General features: G+C 73.9%; 11 protein-coding genes. 8 read left to right on the plus strand and 3 right to left on the minus strand.

Features of this window, described 5'->3' with window-relative positions:
- The 4 genes from IF47_RS0123605 to IF47_RS0123620 form a co-directional block, all read left to right on the plus strand.
- Positions 1-1,200, plus strand: a 1,200-nt coding sequence (locus IF47_RS0123605; protein ID WP_031510992.1) for a sulfate adenylyltransferase subunit 1, incomplete at its 5' end; no start/stop codon positions are given.
- A 194-nt stretch (positions 1,201-1,394) separates the two neighbouring features.
- Positions 1,395-2,210 carry an ABC transporter ATP-binding protein gene (locus IF47_RS0123610; RefSeq protein ID WP_031510993.1) on the plus strand — a complete coding sequence of 272 codons (816 nt, stop codon included), beginning with the start codon at positions 1,395-1,397 and terminating at the stop codon, positions 2,208-2,210.
- Positions 2,197-3,114, plus strand: a complete 918-nt coding sequence (locus IF47_RS31960; protein ID WP_031510994.1) for an ABC transporter permease — start codon at positions 2,197-2,199, stop codon at positions 3,112-3,114. Before IF47_RS0123610 ends, IF47_RS31960 begins: the two co-directional genes overlap by 14 nt.
- 8 nt (positions 3,115-3,122) lie before the next feature.
- Positions 3,123-3,911 carry a sirohydrochlorin chelatase gene (locus IF47_RS0123620; protein WP_245641212.1) on the plus strand — a complete coding sequence of 263 codons (789 nt, stop codon included), beginning with the start codon at positions 3,123-3,125 and terminating at the stop codon, positions 3,909-3,911.
- Here the strand turns inward: IF47_RS0123620 and IF47_RS0123625 are convergent.
- On the minus strand, positions 3,901-4,497 hold the full coding sequence (locus tag IF47_RS0123625; RefSeq protein ID WP_078592066.1) for a DUF1697 domain-containing protein: 597 nt from the start codon (positions 4,495-4,497) through the stop codon (positions 3,901-3,903). The two genes, IF47_RS0123620 and IF47_RS0123625, sit on opposite strands and share 11 nt — an antisense overlap.
- A 69-nt stretch (positions 4,498-4,566) precedes the next feature.
- A complete protein-coding gene (locus IF47_RS0123630) occupies positions 4,567-5,886 on the minus strand; it encodes an SAV2148 family HEPN domain-containing protein (protein ID WP_078592068.1) in 1,320 nt (439 codons plus the stop codon).
- 205 nt (positions 5,887-6,091) lie between these two features.
- Here IF47_RS0123630 and glgX point away from each other — a divergent pair, with 205 nt between their 5' ends.
- Complete coding sequence (glgX, locus tag IF47_RS0123635) at positions 6,092-8,206, plus strand: glycogen debranching protein GlgX (RefSeq protein WP_031510998.1); 2,115 nt, start codon at positions 6,092-6,094, stop codon at positions 8,204-8,206.
- A 90-nt stretch (positions 8,207-8,296) separates the two neighbouring features.
- Entirely contained in the window at positions 8,297-10,780 is a 2,484-nt protein-coding gene (treY, locus tag IF47_RS0123640) for a malto-oligosyltrehalose synthase (protein ID WP_037733232.1), read from the plus strand.
- Positions 10,781-10,831: 51 nt separating this feature from the next.
- Here the strand turns inward: treY and IF47_RS0123645 are convergent, their stop codons facing one another.
- Complete coding sequence (locus IF47_RS0123645; protein ID WP_031511000.1) at positions 10,832-11,374, minus strand: FHA domain-containing protein; 543 nt, start codon at positions 11,372-11,374, stop codon at positions 10,832-10,834.
- 331 nt (positions 11,375-11,705) lie between these two features.
- Here IF47_RS0123645 and IF47_RS0123650 point away from each other — a divergent pair, with 331 nt between their 5' ends.
- Together IF47_RS0123650 and treZ are read left to right on the plus strand one after the other, a co-directional pair.
- Positions 11,706-12,638 carry a GNAT family N-acetyltransferase gene (locus tag IF47_RS0123650; RefSeq protein ID WP_031511001.1) on the plus strand — a complete coding sequence of 311 codons (933 nt, stop codon included), beginning with the start codon at positions 11,706-11,708 and terminating at the stop codon, positions 12,636-12,638.
- Between the two features lie 58 nt (positions 12,639-12,696).
- Positions 12,697-14,436 carry a malto-oligosyltrehalose trehalohydrolase gene (gene treZ, locus IF47_RS0123655; protein WP_031511002.1) on the plus strand — a complete coding sequence of 580 codons (1,740 nt, stop codon included), beginning with the start codon at positions 12,697-12,699 and terminating at the stop codon, positions 14,434-14,436.
- Positions 14,437-14,443: the final 7 nt, after the last annotated feature.

Below are 14,443 nucleotides of genomic sequence, written 5' to 3' on the forward strand. Positions count from 1 at the left end.
GTCGAGCACGCCTCCCGCAGCCGCGGCGCCGAGGGCCCGGACCTGGCCCTGCTCACCGACGGCCTGCGCGCCGAGCGCGAGCAGGGCATCACCATCGACGTCGCCTACCGCTACTTCGCCACCCCGCGCAGACGGTTCGTCCTGGCCGACACTCCCGGCCACGTGCAGTACACCCGCAACATGGTCACCGGCGCCTCCACCGCCGAGCTGACCATCATCCTGGTGGACGCCCGCAACGGCGTGGTCGAGCAGACCCGCCGGCACGCCGCGGTCTCCGCCCTGCTGCGGGTGCCCCACGTGGTGCTGGCCGTCAACAAGATGGACCTGGTGGACTACCGGGAGTCCGTCTTCTCCGCGATCGCCGGCGAGTTCGCCTCCTACGCCGCCTCGCTGGGCGTGCCGGAGGTCACCGCCATCCCCATCTCGGCGCTGGTGGGCGACAACGTGGTGGAGCCCGGCGCCCACATGGGCTGGTACAGCGGCCCGACCGTCCTGGAGCACCTGGAGACGGTCCCGGTCAGCCACGACCTGGCGGCCTGCCCGGCCCGTTTCCCCGTCCAGTACGTCATCCGTCCGCAGACGCCCGAGCACCCCGACTACCGCGGCTACGCGGGCCAGGTCGCCTCCGGCGTCCTGCGCGTCGGGCAGTCGGTGACCGTACTGCCGTCGGGCCGCACCTCCACCATCGAGGCCATCGACGCGCTCGGCCAGTCCGTCGAGGCCGCCTGGGCCCCCCAGTCCGTCACCGTCCGCCTGGCCGACGACCTCGACGTCTCCCGCGGCGATCTGATCGCCCCCACCGACGTCGCGCCGACCACCACCCAGGACGTCACCGCCACGGTCTGCCACCTGCACGACACCCCGCTGCGGGTGGGGCAGCGGGTGCTGCTGAAGCACACCACCCGCACCGTCAAGGCCATCGTGAAGGAGATCCCCTCCCGGCTGGCCCTGGACGACCTCTCCCTCCACCTCGAGCCCGGGGAGCTGGCCGCCAACGACATCGGTCGGGTCCGGCTGCGCACCGCCGAGCCGCTGCCGTTGGACGCCTACGCGCTCTCCCGGCGCACCGGATCGTTTCTGCTGATCGATCCCGCCGACGGCGCCACCCTCACCGCGGGCATGGCCGGTGACGCGTTCGCCGAGGCCGCGCAGGCCACCAGGGCCGCCGACGCCGCGGAGGACGACGGATGGGACTTCTGACCGTGACGGGCGCCGTTCCGGGCGGCCGAAGAGAGCCGGAGAGATGTCGCCGGTGACGTCCGAACCTCCGATGCCGCGCCTCCGGCGCGCCCGATCCGCCCGGTATGTCACGTACATCCCCGCCGCGCACGCCGGCGCCTCCCAGTCGTAGAGCCGCCCGTCAGGGTGGCGAACCACGAGAGGACTCCCCTGCTGTGTCCACCGAACTCGCCACCCCCGCCCCGGCGCCGTCCGTCACCGGTTCCGGGGCCGAGCGGCCCGGCCCGTACGCGGTGCGGCTCGACCACGTCTCGAAGTTCTTCGGTCCCCCCCGCGCCCGCCAGCAGGTGTTGGACGACATCGGACTGACGGTCGCTCCCGGGGAGTTCGTCTGCCTGCTGGGCGCCTCCGGCTGTGGCAAGTCCACGCTGCTCAACCTGGTCGCCGGACTGGACCGGCCGACCTCCGGCGAGGTGCGGGTGCCACACGGACGTCCGGCGCTGATGTTCCAGGACCACGCGCTCTTCCCGTGGCTGAGCGCCGGCCGCAACGTCGAACTGGCCCTCAAGCTCGCCGGGGTGTCCCGCGCCGAACGGCGTGAGCGCGCCGAGGAACTGCTGCGGCTGGTCCACCTGCCGGACGCCTACGGCAAGCGCGTCCACCAGCTCTCCGGCGGGATGCGGCAGCGCGTCGCGCTGGCCCGCTCCCTGGCCCAGGGCAGCCGGGTGCTGTTGATGGACGAGCCCTTCGCCGCGCTGGACGCGATCACCCGCGACCTGCTGCACGAGGAGCTCACCCGGGTGTGGAGCGAACGGAGACTGACCGTCCTGTTCGTCACGCACAACGTGCGCGAGGCGGTCCGGCTCGGCCAACGGGTCGTGCTGCTGTCCTCCCGTCCGGGGCGCGTCGCGCGCGAGTGGCGGGTGGACATCCCCTACCCCCGCCGTATCGAGGACACCGAGGTCACCTCCCTCGCCCGGGAGATCACCGGCCATCTGCACGAGGAGATCGTCCGTCATGCCCGCCACTGACACCGAGGACTCCCGCCGGACCTCCGGGCCGGGCCCCCGGCGGCCGGAGACCGGGACCGACGGCTCCGGCGAGGTGGCCTCCGGCCTGGACGCCCTGGAGTCCGCGGACTCCACGCCCGGTACCGCCTCGCGCCGGTTGCTGGCCAAGGTCGCGTCGCCGTTGGCGGCCCTCGCCCTGGTGCTGGCGCTGTGGCAGACGGCGTACGCGCTGGACTGGTCCGAGACCCTGCCGTCCCCGGCCGCCGTCCGGGGCGAGCTGACCGGAGCCTGGTCGGACGGCACCCTGCTGCCCGCGCTCGGCCACAGCCTGCTGCGCTGCCTGGCCGGCTTCGCCGCCTCCGTCGCGATCGGCGTCCCCCTGGGACTGCTGTTGACGAGACTGGCGCCGCTGCGCACGGTGCTGGGCCCGATCCTCTCCGCCGTGCAGTCCCTGCCGGCCGCCGCGCTGGTGCCGGTCGCGGTGATCGCGCTGGGGAACTCCGAGGGCGCGGTGTACGCCGTGGTGCTGCTCGGCGCCGTTCCCTCGATCGCCGTGGGGGTCACGGCCGCCGTCGACCAGGTGCCGCCGCTGCTGCTGCGGGCGGGCCGTTCGATGGGCGCCGGCGGACTGAACGGCGCCGTCCACGTCCTGGTGCCCGCCGCCCTGCCCGGCTTCGTGTCGGCGCTCCGGCAGGGCTGGACCTTCGGCTGGCGCGCCCTGATGACGGCCGAGCTGATCACGGCCACTCCCCTGCCCGGCATCGGCCGGATGCTGGACGAGGGACGACAGGGCGGCGAGATGAGCCTGGTGCTGGCCTCGGTGATGCTGATCCTGGCCGTCGGCGTGGTCGTCGAGTCGCTGCTGTTCTCCCCCGTGGAACGCCGCGTCCTGCGCAGCCGCGGGCTGGCCTCGACCGGAAGGTGAACGACACCGTGCGAACCCTCCCCCTGCCCTCCGGCCACCCCGCCCTGCTGGTCGTCGCCCACGGCAGCCGCGACCCCCGGCACGCGGCGACCGTGGCGGCCCTGTGCGAGCGGCTGCGGGCGCTCCGCCCCGAGGTGCGGGTCGAGGTCGGCCACCTGGACTTCAACACCCCCTCCGTGCCCCAAGCGCTCACCCGCCTGCACGCCGAGGGCGTGCGTCGGGTGGTGGCCCTGCCGCTGCTGCTCACCCGCGCCTTCCACGCCAAGACCGACATCCCGGCGGTGTTGGGCGAGAGCGTCGCCCGGCTGCCGAGGCTGACCGTCCACCAGGCCGCGGTGCTGGGCCCGGACCGGCTGCTGACCGCCGCCCTGGAGCGGCGGCTGTACGAGGCCGGGCTGCGGCCCGGCGACGAACGCTCGACCGGGGTCGTGCTGGCCTCGGCGGGCTCCAGTGACCCGGAGGCGATCGCGGTGATCGCAGACATCGCGCGGGAGTGGCGGCGTACCGCCGGTTGGTGCGCCGTGCGACCCGCGTTCGCCTCCGCATCCCTTCCCCGCACCGCGGACGCCGTCCGGCGCCTGCGCGCGGAGGGCGTACGGCGGGTGGCCGTCGCCCCGTACGTCATCGCGCCCGGCCGACTGCCGGACCGCATCGCCGCGGGCGCCCACGAGGCGGACGCGGACCTGCTCGCCCCGGTGCTGGGCGACGCGCCGGAGCTGGTCGAGCTGCTGGCCCTCCGCTACGACGAGGCGTTGGCGGACTGGGCGGCGGCCGGGTGCGTCCCCGTCAGCGCGTGACCATCTCCAGCAGTCTGGTGACCGTGCGCCAGTTGCGGCCCGTGACGGTGCGGCCCCGGCAGGCCGTCTCCAGGGCGCCGGGCAGCCTGCTGCGGCCCATGCCCTCGGGGAACCAGCAGTACAGCTCGCGCTCCCCGACGCGGAACTCGTCCGGCGCGAAGGCCGCGGCGTCCACGGCGGCCAGCCGTTCGGCGTCGGGGGCGCGGTCGAGGAAGAGCACCAGCAGCTTGGCCGGGTCCAGGTCGGCGGCCGGGTAGGGGCAGGCGTCGACCGCCGCCCGCAGTTCGCCGGCGGAGCGGACCAGGCAGGAGACGGTGAAGCCGAACCGCGCGGCGATCGCCGCCTCCAACTCGCCCGCCAGCTCCCCCGGGCTCCGTCGCCCGGCGGCGAAGACGGCGTTCCCGCTGTTGACGTAGGTGCGCACGTCCTCCCAGCCGAGCCCCGCCAGCACCGCGCGCAGCTCGGCCATGGGGACCTTCTTGTTCCCGCCGACGTTGATCCCGCGCAACAGCGCCGCGTACCTCTCCGGCTCCTCCGGCTCTCCCGGCTTCTCCGACTTGTTCGACCGTCCCGTCACACCCGTCATGCTCGTCAGCCTAGTGACAGGGTGTGACAACGGGCGCCGGCTCGGTCACCGGGCGGATCGCGCGGCCGGTCAGGAGACCGGACGGGAGTCCGTCCACACCGACTCGAACTCCTCGCGGTAGATGTGGAACAGCCCGTGTTCGCCGCCCTCCCCCGCGGGACCGCCGTGGCCGCCCCCGTGAGCGCTTCCGTGGACGCCTCCCTGGACGCCCCCGTGGGCGCTTGCGCGTACGCCCCCGTGGACGAGGTCCCGGCCGCCGCCGCGCAGCACGTAGACCGGGGTCTCCATGCCGCGGACCCGCCGCAGGTACGACTGGACCACCGCGATGCCGTCCGGACCGTCGCCGTCGACGAGGTAGGCGGTGAAGCGCGGGGTCTCGTCGAAGACATGGATCTCGAACGCGCCCGCGTCGCGCACCCGGGAGCGGACCCGACGCATGTGGAGGATGTTCATCTCCACCGAACGGCTCAGCTCGCCCTTCTTCAGCCCCAGCTCCCGCTCCCGGCGCCGCACCGCGCTGCTGGCCGGGTTGAGGAAGAGCAGCCGCACCCGGCAGCCGGAGTCGGCCAGCCGCATCAGCCGCCGTCCCGAGTAGTTCTGGACCAGCAGGTTGAGCCCTATGCCGATGGCGTCCAGGCGGCGCGCCCCGCCGAACAGGTCCTCGGCCGGGATCTGCCGTTGGAGCCGCACCCGGTCCGGGTGGACGCCGACGACGTCCGCGAAGCGGTCCCCGATCAGCTCCTCCACCGCGTCCACCGGCAGCCGGTGGGCGGAGGGCACCTCCCGGCCCGCGCCCAGCAGGTCCAGCAGCCGGGCCGAGATCCGCTCGGCCTGGGCGAGCACGGCCGGGGAGAGCGCGCGGTTGCGCGCCACCGCGCTGCGGGCCACCTCCAGCTCGTCCAGGGCCAGCTCCAGCTCGCGCCGGCCGTCGAAGTACGGTTCGAAGCAGGGCCAGTGCTGGACCATCAGCTCGCGGAGCTGGGGCAGGGTCAGGAACGACAGCAGGTTGTCGTCCGCCGGGTCGAGCAGGTAGCCCTTGCGGCGGCTGACCTCCCGTACGGCCACCGCCCGCTGGACCCACTCCTGTCCGGCCGGGCCGGCCGCCGCCACCACCCACTCCTCGCCGTGCACCGGCTCGTAGACGGGGCGCAGCACCGCCGCCACCACCGCGCGCAGCCGCTGCTCCACGAGGTTGAGCCAGATGTACGCCCGGCCCGCGCGCTGCGCGCGCAGGCGCACCTCGGCCCAGTCCTCGGCGTCCCAGCGCAGGTCCGTGCCGATCTCCATCGGACGTGCCAGGGACACCGTGCCGGGCGGCACTCCGGACGGATCGGCGGCCCCGCCCTCGCCCCCGTCACCTGGGGGGAGCTCAAGCCCTCCCGAGCTCAACCTGTGCACCGCCTTCCGGACCCGCTGTTCGATCAAGGAGCCTACTGCGCCCCCCGAATGGACCGCAGCAGTATCCCCCCACCAAGTTCCTTTGTTCGTACGCTCGACCGGGGGAAGATAAATGTTGCGTGCGCCCGGTGCGCCGGTGCTGCGCGAGGATGCAGCGACGGACGGATGTCAGAAGACCGCGACAGGAAGAGTCGACATGCAGGTCTGGCCGGGACGGGCCTATCCCCTGGGGGCCACGTACGACGGCGCTGGTACGAACTTCGCCGTGTTCTCCGAGGCGGCGGAGCGCATCGAGCTGTGTCTGCTGCACGACGACGGATCGGAGACGGCCGTCGAGCTGCGCGAGTCCGACGCGTTCGTGCGGCACGCCTACCTGCCGGGCGTGATGCCCGGTCAGCGGTACGGCTTCCGTGTGCACGGGCCGTACGAGCCGGAGAAGGGCCACCGGTGCAACAGCGCCAAGCTCCTGCTGGACCCCTACGCCAGGGCGATGAGCGGGACCATCGACTGGGACGAGGCGGTCTACGGCTACCACTTCGGCTCCCCCGAACGGCGCAACGACCTCGACTCGGCCCCTCACACGATGGCGTCCGTCGTGGTGAACCCGTACTTCGACTGGGGTGACGACCGGCCGCCGCGCACCGACTACCACAAGACGGTGATCTACGAGGCCCACGTGAAGGGCCTGACCATGCTCCACCCGGAACTCCCGGAGGACCTGCGCGGCACCTACGCGGCGCTCGGCCACCCCGCGATCATCGAGCACCTGACCAAGCTGGGCGTCACCGCGCTGGAGCTGATGCCGGTGCACCAGTTCGTCACCGACCACCGGTTGGCCGACGCCGGGCTGACGAACTACTGGGGCTACAACACCATCGGCTTCTTCGCCCCGCACAACGCGTACGCCTCCTGGGGCGACCGGGGCCAGCAGGTGCTGGAGTTCAAGCAGGCCGTCAAGGCGCTCCACCAGGCGGGGATCGAGGTCATCCTCGACGTGGTCTACAACCACACCGCCGAGGGCAACCACCTGGGGCCCACGCTCTCCTTCCGGGGGCTGGACAACCTGTCCTACTACCGGCTCACGGAGGACCCCCGCTATTACATGGACACCACCGGCACCGGCAACTCGCTGCTGATGCGGTCCCCGCACGTCCTCCAGTTGATCATGGACTCGCTGCGGTACTGGGTCACCGAGATGCACGTGGACGGCTTCCGCTTCGACCTGGCGGCCACGCTGGCCCGGCAGTTCCACGAGGTGGACCGGCTGTCGTCGTTCTTCGACCTGGTGCAGCAGGACCCGGTGGTCAGCCAGGTGAAGCTGATCGCCGAGCCCTGGGACGTGGGCGAGGGCGGCTACCAGGTGGGGAACTTCCCGCCGCTGTGGACGGAGTGGAACGGCCGCTACCGGGACACCGTGCGGGACCTGTGGCGGGGCGAGCCGCGCACCCTGGCGGAGTTCGCCTCCCGGCTGACCGGCTCCTCCGACCTGTACCAGAACGACGGACGGCGTCCGCTGGCCTCGATCAACTTCGTCACCTGCCACGACGGCTTCACCCTCCACGACCTGGTGTCGTACAACGAGAAGCACAACGAGGCCAACGGCGAGGGCAACCGGGACGGCGAGAGCCACAACCGCTCCTGGAACTGCGGGGTCGAGGGCGACACCGACGACGAGGACGTGCTCGCCCTGCGCGGTCGGCAGATGCGCAACTTCATCGCCACGCTGCTGCTCTCCCAGGGCGTGCCGATGCTCAGTCACGGCGACGAGTTCGCCCGTACCCAGAAGGGCAACAACAACGCCTACTGTCAGGACAGCGAACTGTCGTGGGTGCGCTGGCCCGAGCCGGGCGAGAAGCATCCGCTGTTCGAGTTCGTGCAGGCCATGGTGGGGCTGCGCCGTGACCACCCGGCCTTCCGGCGCCGCCGGTTCTTCCACGGCCGGCCGGTGGAGGGCACCCACGACGAGCTGTCGGACATCGCCTGGTTCACCCCCGAGGGCTGGGAGATGACCCAGCGGGACTGGCAGGAGACCCAGGCCAGGGCGCTGACGGTGTTCCTCAACGGGAACGCGATCTCCGAGCCCGGGGAGCGCGGCGAGCGGATCACCGACGACTCCTTCCTGCTGATGTTCAACGCGCAGGACACCCCCCGCGAGTTCGTGGTGCCGGTCCACCACGGCCGCCAGTGGCAGGTGGTCGTGGACACCGCCCGGGAGGACGGGGTGCCGCCCGGCACCGGCCCCATGGTGCGGGCGGGGGCCCGGCTCACCCTGGTCGACCGGAGCCTGACCGTCCTCCAGCGGCCGGCCTGAACGGCGCCGGGGCCACCCGTCCGGCGGTCGGGCGGTCACCCGGGCGGCCCGTGACGGGTTCGGGCGTCGCGGGCCGGGAACATGCGCTACATGTCCTCCCAACCGTCCCCTGTCGGGTGGGCCTCCCGACCCGTGCCGACCGCCACCTACCGGCTCCAGCTCCAACCGCGGTTCCCGTTCTCCGCCGCCGCGGCGGCGGTGCCCCACATCGCCTCGCTCGGGGTGTCGCACCTGCACCTGTCCCCGGTGCTGGAGGCGGTGCCCGGCTCCGAGCACGGCTACGACGTGACCGGGCACGCCCGGGTGCGGGAGGAGCTGGGCGGCGAGGAGGGCCTACGGGCGCTGGCGCGCACCGCCCGGGAGCACGGCCTGGGCATCGTGCTGGACATCGTGCCGAACCACATGGGCGTCCCCGTGCCCGAACGGCTCAACGAGCCGCTGTGGGAGGTGCTGCGCGAGGGTCCCGCCTCCCCGTACGCCCGCTGGTTCGACATCGACTGGGAGGCCGGCGACGGTCGTGTGCTGCTGCCGGTGCTCGGCGGGCGGCTGGGCGACGAGCTGGCGGCCATGACGGTGCGGGGCGGGGTCCTGGCCTACCACGACCACCGCTTCCCGCTGCGCGAGGGCACCGAGCGCCTGCCGCTGCCCGAGCTGCTGGACGCCCAGCACTACCGGCTCGCCTGGTGGCGTCTGGCCCGCACCGAGCTGAACTACCGCCGGTTCTTCACCATCTCCGACCTGATCGGCGTCCGAGTGGAGGACCCGGAGGTCTTCGCCGCCACCCACGCGCGCGTGCTGCGGCTGATGCGCGAGGGCGTGGTGGACGGGCTGCGGATCGACCACCCCGACGGGCTGGCCGACCCCGGGGCGTACCTGCTGCGGCTCCACGAGGAGACCGGCGGGGCCTGGACGGTGGTGGAGAAGATCCTCGCCCGCCACGAGCGGCTGCCCGTCTCCTGGCCGGTCGCCGGGACCACCGGCTACGACGCGCTGCACCGCGTGGACGGACTCTTCGTCGATCCGGAGGGACTGGCCGAACTGACCGACGTCTACCGGGAGTTCACCGGGGTCGTGGCGGACCTCGGCGGCGAGTGGGAGGCGACCGTGCGGCGGGCCGCTCGGGAGGTCGTCACCCACGACCTGGCCGCCGAGGTCGAACGGCTCACCCGGGTGGCCGTCGCGGTGTGCGAGGCCGCCCCCGACGCGGCGCTGCGCGACCATGCGCCCTGGGCGCTGCGCACCGCGATCCGGGAGGTGCTGGCGCGTCTCCCGGTGTACCGGCCGTACGTCACCGCGGGCGGGCCGGTGGGCGCGGAGGACCGGGCGATGCTGGAGGAGGCGGCCGAGGCCGCGCGGGAGGCGTTCGCCGTGCCGGAGGAGGCCGCCTCGGTGGACGTGGTGCGGGACCTGGCGCTGGGACAGCTCGGCGACGGGGAGGCGCAGCGGGACTTCTGCGCGCGCTTCGCGCAGGTCGGCGCGGCGCTGCGGGCCAAGTCCGAGGAGGACACCGCCTTCTACCGCTACGCGCCGCTGCTGTCGGCGACCGAGGTGGGTGGGAATCCGGGCCGGCCCGAGGTGGCGCCGGAGGAGTTCCACGCGTACTGCGCGCGCGTCCAGCGCGACTGGCCGACGACCGGCACGGTGCTGTCCACGCACGACACCAAGCGGAGCGCGGACGTGCGGGCGGCGATCGCGGTGTTGAGCGAGTGTCCGCGGCGGTGGGCGAAGCTGCTGGAGCGCGTGACCGAGGAGACCCTCCGGACGAGCGGTGTGGAGGCACCGGACCGCCATGTGGCGTGGGTGGCCTGGCAGACGGCGTACGGCATGGGCCTCCCGTGCCGGGAACGGTTGGTGCCCGCGCTGCTGAAGGCCGTACGGGAGGCGGGGGTGCGCACGAGCTGGACGGAGCCGGACCCCGCCTACGAGGCGGACGTCGAGCGTTTCGCCACGGCCGGTCCGGGCGGGCCGCCGCCGCACGCGGTCACCGCCTTCGCCGAGGGGCTGCGGGAGCCGGTGCGGGCCAATGTGCTCGGCGCGGCCCTGCTGCACCTGACCATGCCGGGGGTGCCGGACGTCTACATGGGCACCGAGGGCGTCTACGCGGCGCTGGTCGATCCCGACAACCGGCGGCTGCCCGAGTTCCCCGCCGACCGGTCCGGCGGGACGGACGAGGGGAGCCGGGAGGACGGGACGGAGGACGGTGCGGAGGCCGAGGAGACGCCCGACGGTTTTCCTCCCGGACTGTCGCGCGAGAAGCGGCGTTTGACCGAGGCGGCCCTGCGGCTGCGGCGGGAGCACCCGGAGTGGTTCGGCGCGGCGGCGTCGTACGAGCCGCTGCGCGCCGAGGGACCGGCGGCCGGGCACTGTGTGGCGTACGCGCGCTCCGGCTCGGTCGTCGCCGTGGTCACCCGGCTCTCGCTGCGGCTGGCGGAGGCGGGCGGCTGGCGGGAGACCTCGCTGGAGCTGCCGCCGGGCCGGTGGCGCGACCTGCTGGGCGGGCGGAAGGCGGAGGGGCGCCACACGGTGGCGGAGCTGCTGGTGGACTCCCCGGTCGCCCTGCTGGTCCGCGACTGACCCGACGCGGCCCCCGGAGAACACGGACGAACGAGGCGAGGTGAGGGGGTGTCAGCGGCCGATCAGCCGGAAGCTGACCCGCCCGAACCGCACGTGGTCCCCCGGACTCACGGTCACCGATCCGGTCACCCGACGGCCGTTGACCCAGGTGCCGTTGGACGACCCCAGGTCGCGCAGCGTCCAGCCCCGCGCCGAACTGTGCAGTTGGGCGTGGGTCCGGGAGACCGTCTCGTCGTTCAGACGCAGCATCGAGCCGGGCGCCCGGCCGATGCTCATCGGGTACGGGCCGGGCGGAGGCAGCAGGAGCTCCGGCAGCCGCGCCGTCTGCCAGGCCCGTCGCAGCCGTCCGGGCAGCGCGGAGACCGTGCCGACGACCCGGAGGGCGAGGGGCTCGCGCGGCTGCGGGCGCAGATCGTGTACGGCGGCCTCGAGTTCGTCGGAGCGGCGGGCGGTGAGGATCAGCTCCATCCGACGCTCGAAGGTGTGGTGGGACACCCGACCGTCGGCCGCTCCGTCGCGCAGCAGCTCCATGGCACGCTCCCGGTCCTCGTCCGACGGACGCGGCGGGACCGCCCTGAACTCAAGAGATGCCATGGCCAGTCATTGTCCGGACCAGGCATGGGGCTGTCCAGCCTGGGCCCTCCCGCTCCGGGCGCGGGGGCGGCGCCGGTACGACACGCGGGGACGAGCCCGGAGGAGCGGTCCGGAGAGCGTCCCACAGAGCGGCCCGGAGAGCGGCCGGAAAAGACGTGGCCGTCCGCCCGTCCTCTCCCCTAGGGTGTCGGTCACGCCCGGGAACCGGAGAGGGAGGTGAGAGCCGTGCACGCCGTCCACACACCTGTCGTCACGCGCTTCCGCCCTGTCCCGTGGGCGTGCCTCTCCTGACCGGAAGCGCGGTGACGTCCCGCTTCCCGTGAGGAACCCCATGATCTCCTCGACCTCCACGGTCGTCCGCGCGCTCGTCCAGGACGAGGCGCGCGAGCTGTTCACCTCCCTGTCCGCCCCCGGCTCCGACCTGCTGGGCCCTCCCCTGCTGGGGCGGCCGTACACCACCGTCGCCGAGGGCGGCCAGTACCGCCCCGAATGGACGTGGGTGGCTCTGCGCGACGGCGAGGTCGTCGCGCGCGCCGCCTTCTGGGGCGGACCGGACGACACCGAGCCGGTCGTCCTCGACTGGTTCGACTTCACCGACCGGGACGCCGCGGTGGAGCTGCTGCGCCGCGCCCCCTTCCACGTCGAGTACGAGCTGATGCTGCCTCCCCACTGGCGCGAGCGGGACGAGGTGCGCGCCGCCGCCGAGGCCCGCGTCGAGGCGGCCGGCGCGGCCGGTTACGCCTTCCTGGTGGAGCGCTTCCGCTACGCCTGGACCCCGGAGTGCGGGCTGCCCGAGCGGCCGGGGCGGCTGGAGTTCCGTCCCGTGCCGGACGGCTCGGCGGGCGAGGAGGCGGTCCTGGACGTGCTGCGCCGGGTCCACTCCGTCACCCTGGACGCGCACGCCCGCCGCGCGATCGCCGAGGGCGGTGTCGAGCAGGCGGCCCGGGAGGAGCTGGACTTCTTCCTCTGGTGCCCGTCGCCGCGCGCCTGGTGGCGTCTGGCGTACACGCCGGACGGCGAGCCGGTCGGCATCCAGGTCCCGGCGCGCAACCCGTCCGGCCCCTGCGTCGGCTTCATCGGCGTGGTGCCCGAGCAGCGCGGCCACGGCTACGCCTACGACCTGCTGGTGGAGTGCACCCACCAGCTCGTCGCGGAGGGCGCGGAGAGCATCGCGGCGGCCACCGACGTGACCAACACCCCGATGGCCGCACACTTCGCCCGCGCCGGGTATCCGGTGGTGCAGCACCGCGTCTGCCTGGGGTGAAAGCCTCGTCGGCGGGCATGCTGGGGCTCTGACGCGCCGCCGGCCGAAGGAGGTCCCAGTGCTGTTCGAGGTGTGGGCACCCACCGCGCGACGGGTCGCGCTGCACGTGGAGGACGAGGAGTTCCCCATGGAGCGCGACCCGGAGCGCGAGGGGTGGTGGCGGGCCGAGGCGTCCGCCGGACACGGGACCCGCTACGGATTCTCCCTCGACGGCGGGCCCGTGCGTCCCGACCCCCGCGCCCGGCGGCTGCCGGACGGCCCCGGGGGGCTCGGCGCGGTGGTGGACCAGGAGGCGTACTCCTGGCGGCACGAGTGGGCCGGACGGGACCTGGCGGGCGCGGTGCTGTACGAGCTGCACGTGGGCACCTTCACCGAGGCGGGCACCTTCGAGGCGGCGGCCGGACAACTGGGCCATCTGGCCGATCTCGGCGTCACCCACGTCGAGTTGATGCCGGTCTGCCCGTTCCCCGGCACCCACGGCTGGGGCTACGACGGGGTGGCGCCCTGGGCGGTGCACGAGCCGTACGGCGGGCCCGAGGGCCTCAAGCGGTTCGTGGACGCCGCGCACGCCCACGGGCTGGGCGTCGTCCTGGACGTGGTCCACAACCACCTGGGGCCGTCCGGGAACTTCCTGCCGGAGTTCGGCCCGTACTTCACCGACCGGCACCACACCCCGTGGGGCGCGGCCGTCAACCTGGACGCGCCCGGCTCGGACGAGGTGCGGGCGTACTTCATCGGCAGCGCCCTGGCCTTCCTGCGCGACCACCGGCTGGACGGGCTGCGGCTGGACGCGGTGCACGCGCTGGTGGACGAGCGGGCCGAGCACTTCCTGGCCGAGCTGTCGGCGGCCGTGGACGGTCTGGCGGCCGAGCTGGGCCGTCCGCTGTTCCTGATCGCCGAGTCGGACCGGAACGACCCGCGCACCACCGCCCCGCGCGAGGCGAACGGGCTGGGGATCCACGCCCAGTGGGACGACGACGTCCACCACGCCCTCCACACCGCGCTGACCGGCGAGGGGCAGGGCTACTACGCCGACTTCGCCCGCGCCCCGCTGACGGCCCTGGCCAAGACGTTGACCGGCGCGTTCTTCCACGACGGCACCTACTCGTCCTTCCGGGGCCGCCGCCACGGGCGTCCGGTGGACCGCGAGGCCACCGAGGCGCGCCGTTTCCTCGCCTACGCCCAGACCCACGACCAGATCGGCAACCGGGCCCGGGGCGACCGGTTGGCCTCCCACCTCTCCCCCGGCCTGGCGGCCTGCGCGGCGGCGCTGGTGCTGTGCGGCCCGTACACGCCGATGCTGTTCATGGGCGAGGAGTGGGGGGCGCGCACCCCCTGGCAGTACTTCACCGACCACCCCGATCCGGAGTTGGCCAAGGCCGTGCGGCAGGGCCGGCGGCGGGAGTTCGCCGCGCACGGCTGGGCGGCGGAGGACGTCCCCGATCCGCAGGACCCGGCGACCCGGCTGCGCTCCTGCCTGGACTGGGACGAGCCGCGCCGCGAGCCGCACGCCGCCCTGCTGGCCTGGCACCGGGCGCTGATCGCGCTGCGCCGCGCCCACGTCTCGCCCCGGGTGCGGCTGTCGGACGTGCACGTGGACTTCGACGAGGAGCGGCGCTGGCTCTACCTGCGGCACGGGGGCCTGCACGTCGCGGCGCACCTGGCCGCCGAGGGCACCGCCGAGATCCCCCTGACCGTGCACACCGCCGTCGAGCTGGCCTCCTGGGGGGCGTGCGAGCCGCCGGCGGGCGACGGGCTGCTGCGGCTGGGGCCGCACTCGGTGGCGGTGTTGCGCTGAGCGCGCC

Origin of the sequence: Streptomyces megasporus, from assembly GCF_000718985.1 — a bacterium.
GTDB lineage: Bacteria > Actinomycetota > Actinomycetes > Streptomycetales > Streptomycetaceae > Streptomyces > Streptomyces megasporus.

What these genes read in the sequence shown, in the direction of transcription:
- IF47_RS31960 (WP_031510994.1), top strand. Translation starts at nt 2,197, where the DNA reads ATGCCCGCCACTGACACCGAGGACTCCCGCCGGACCTCCGGGCCGGGC.
- IF47_RS0123625 (WP_078592066.1), bottom strand. Translation starts at nt 4,497, where the DNA reads ATGACGGGTGTGACGGGACGGTCGAACAAGTCGGAGAAGCCGGGAGAG.
- glgX (WP_031510998.1), top strand. Translation starts at nt 6,092, where the DNA reads ATGCAGGTCTGGCCGGGACGGGCCTATCCCCTGGGGGCCACGTACGAC.
- treY (WP_037733232.1), top strand. Translation starts at nt 8,297, where the DNA reads ATGTCCTCCCAACCGTCCCCTGTCGGGTGGGCCTCCCGACCCGTGCCG.
- IF47_RS0123645 (WP_031511000.1), bottom strand. Translation starts at nt 11,374, where the DNA reads ATGGCATCTCTTGAGTTCAGGGCGGTCCCGCCGCGTCCGTCGGACGAG.
- IF47_RS0123650 (WP_031511001.1), top strand. Translation starts at nt 11,706, where the DNA reads ATGATCTCCTCGACCTCCACGGTCGTCCGCGCGCTCGTCCAGGACGAG.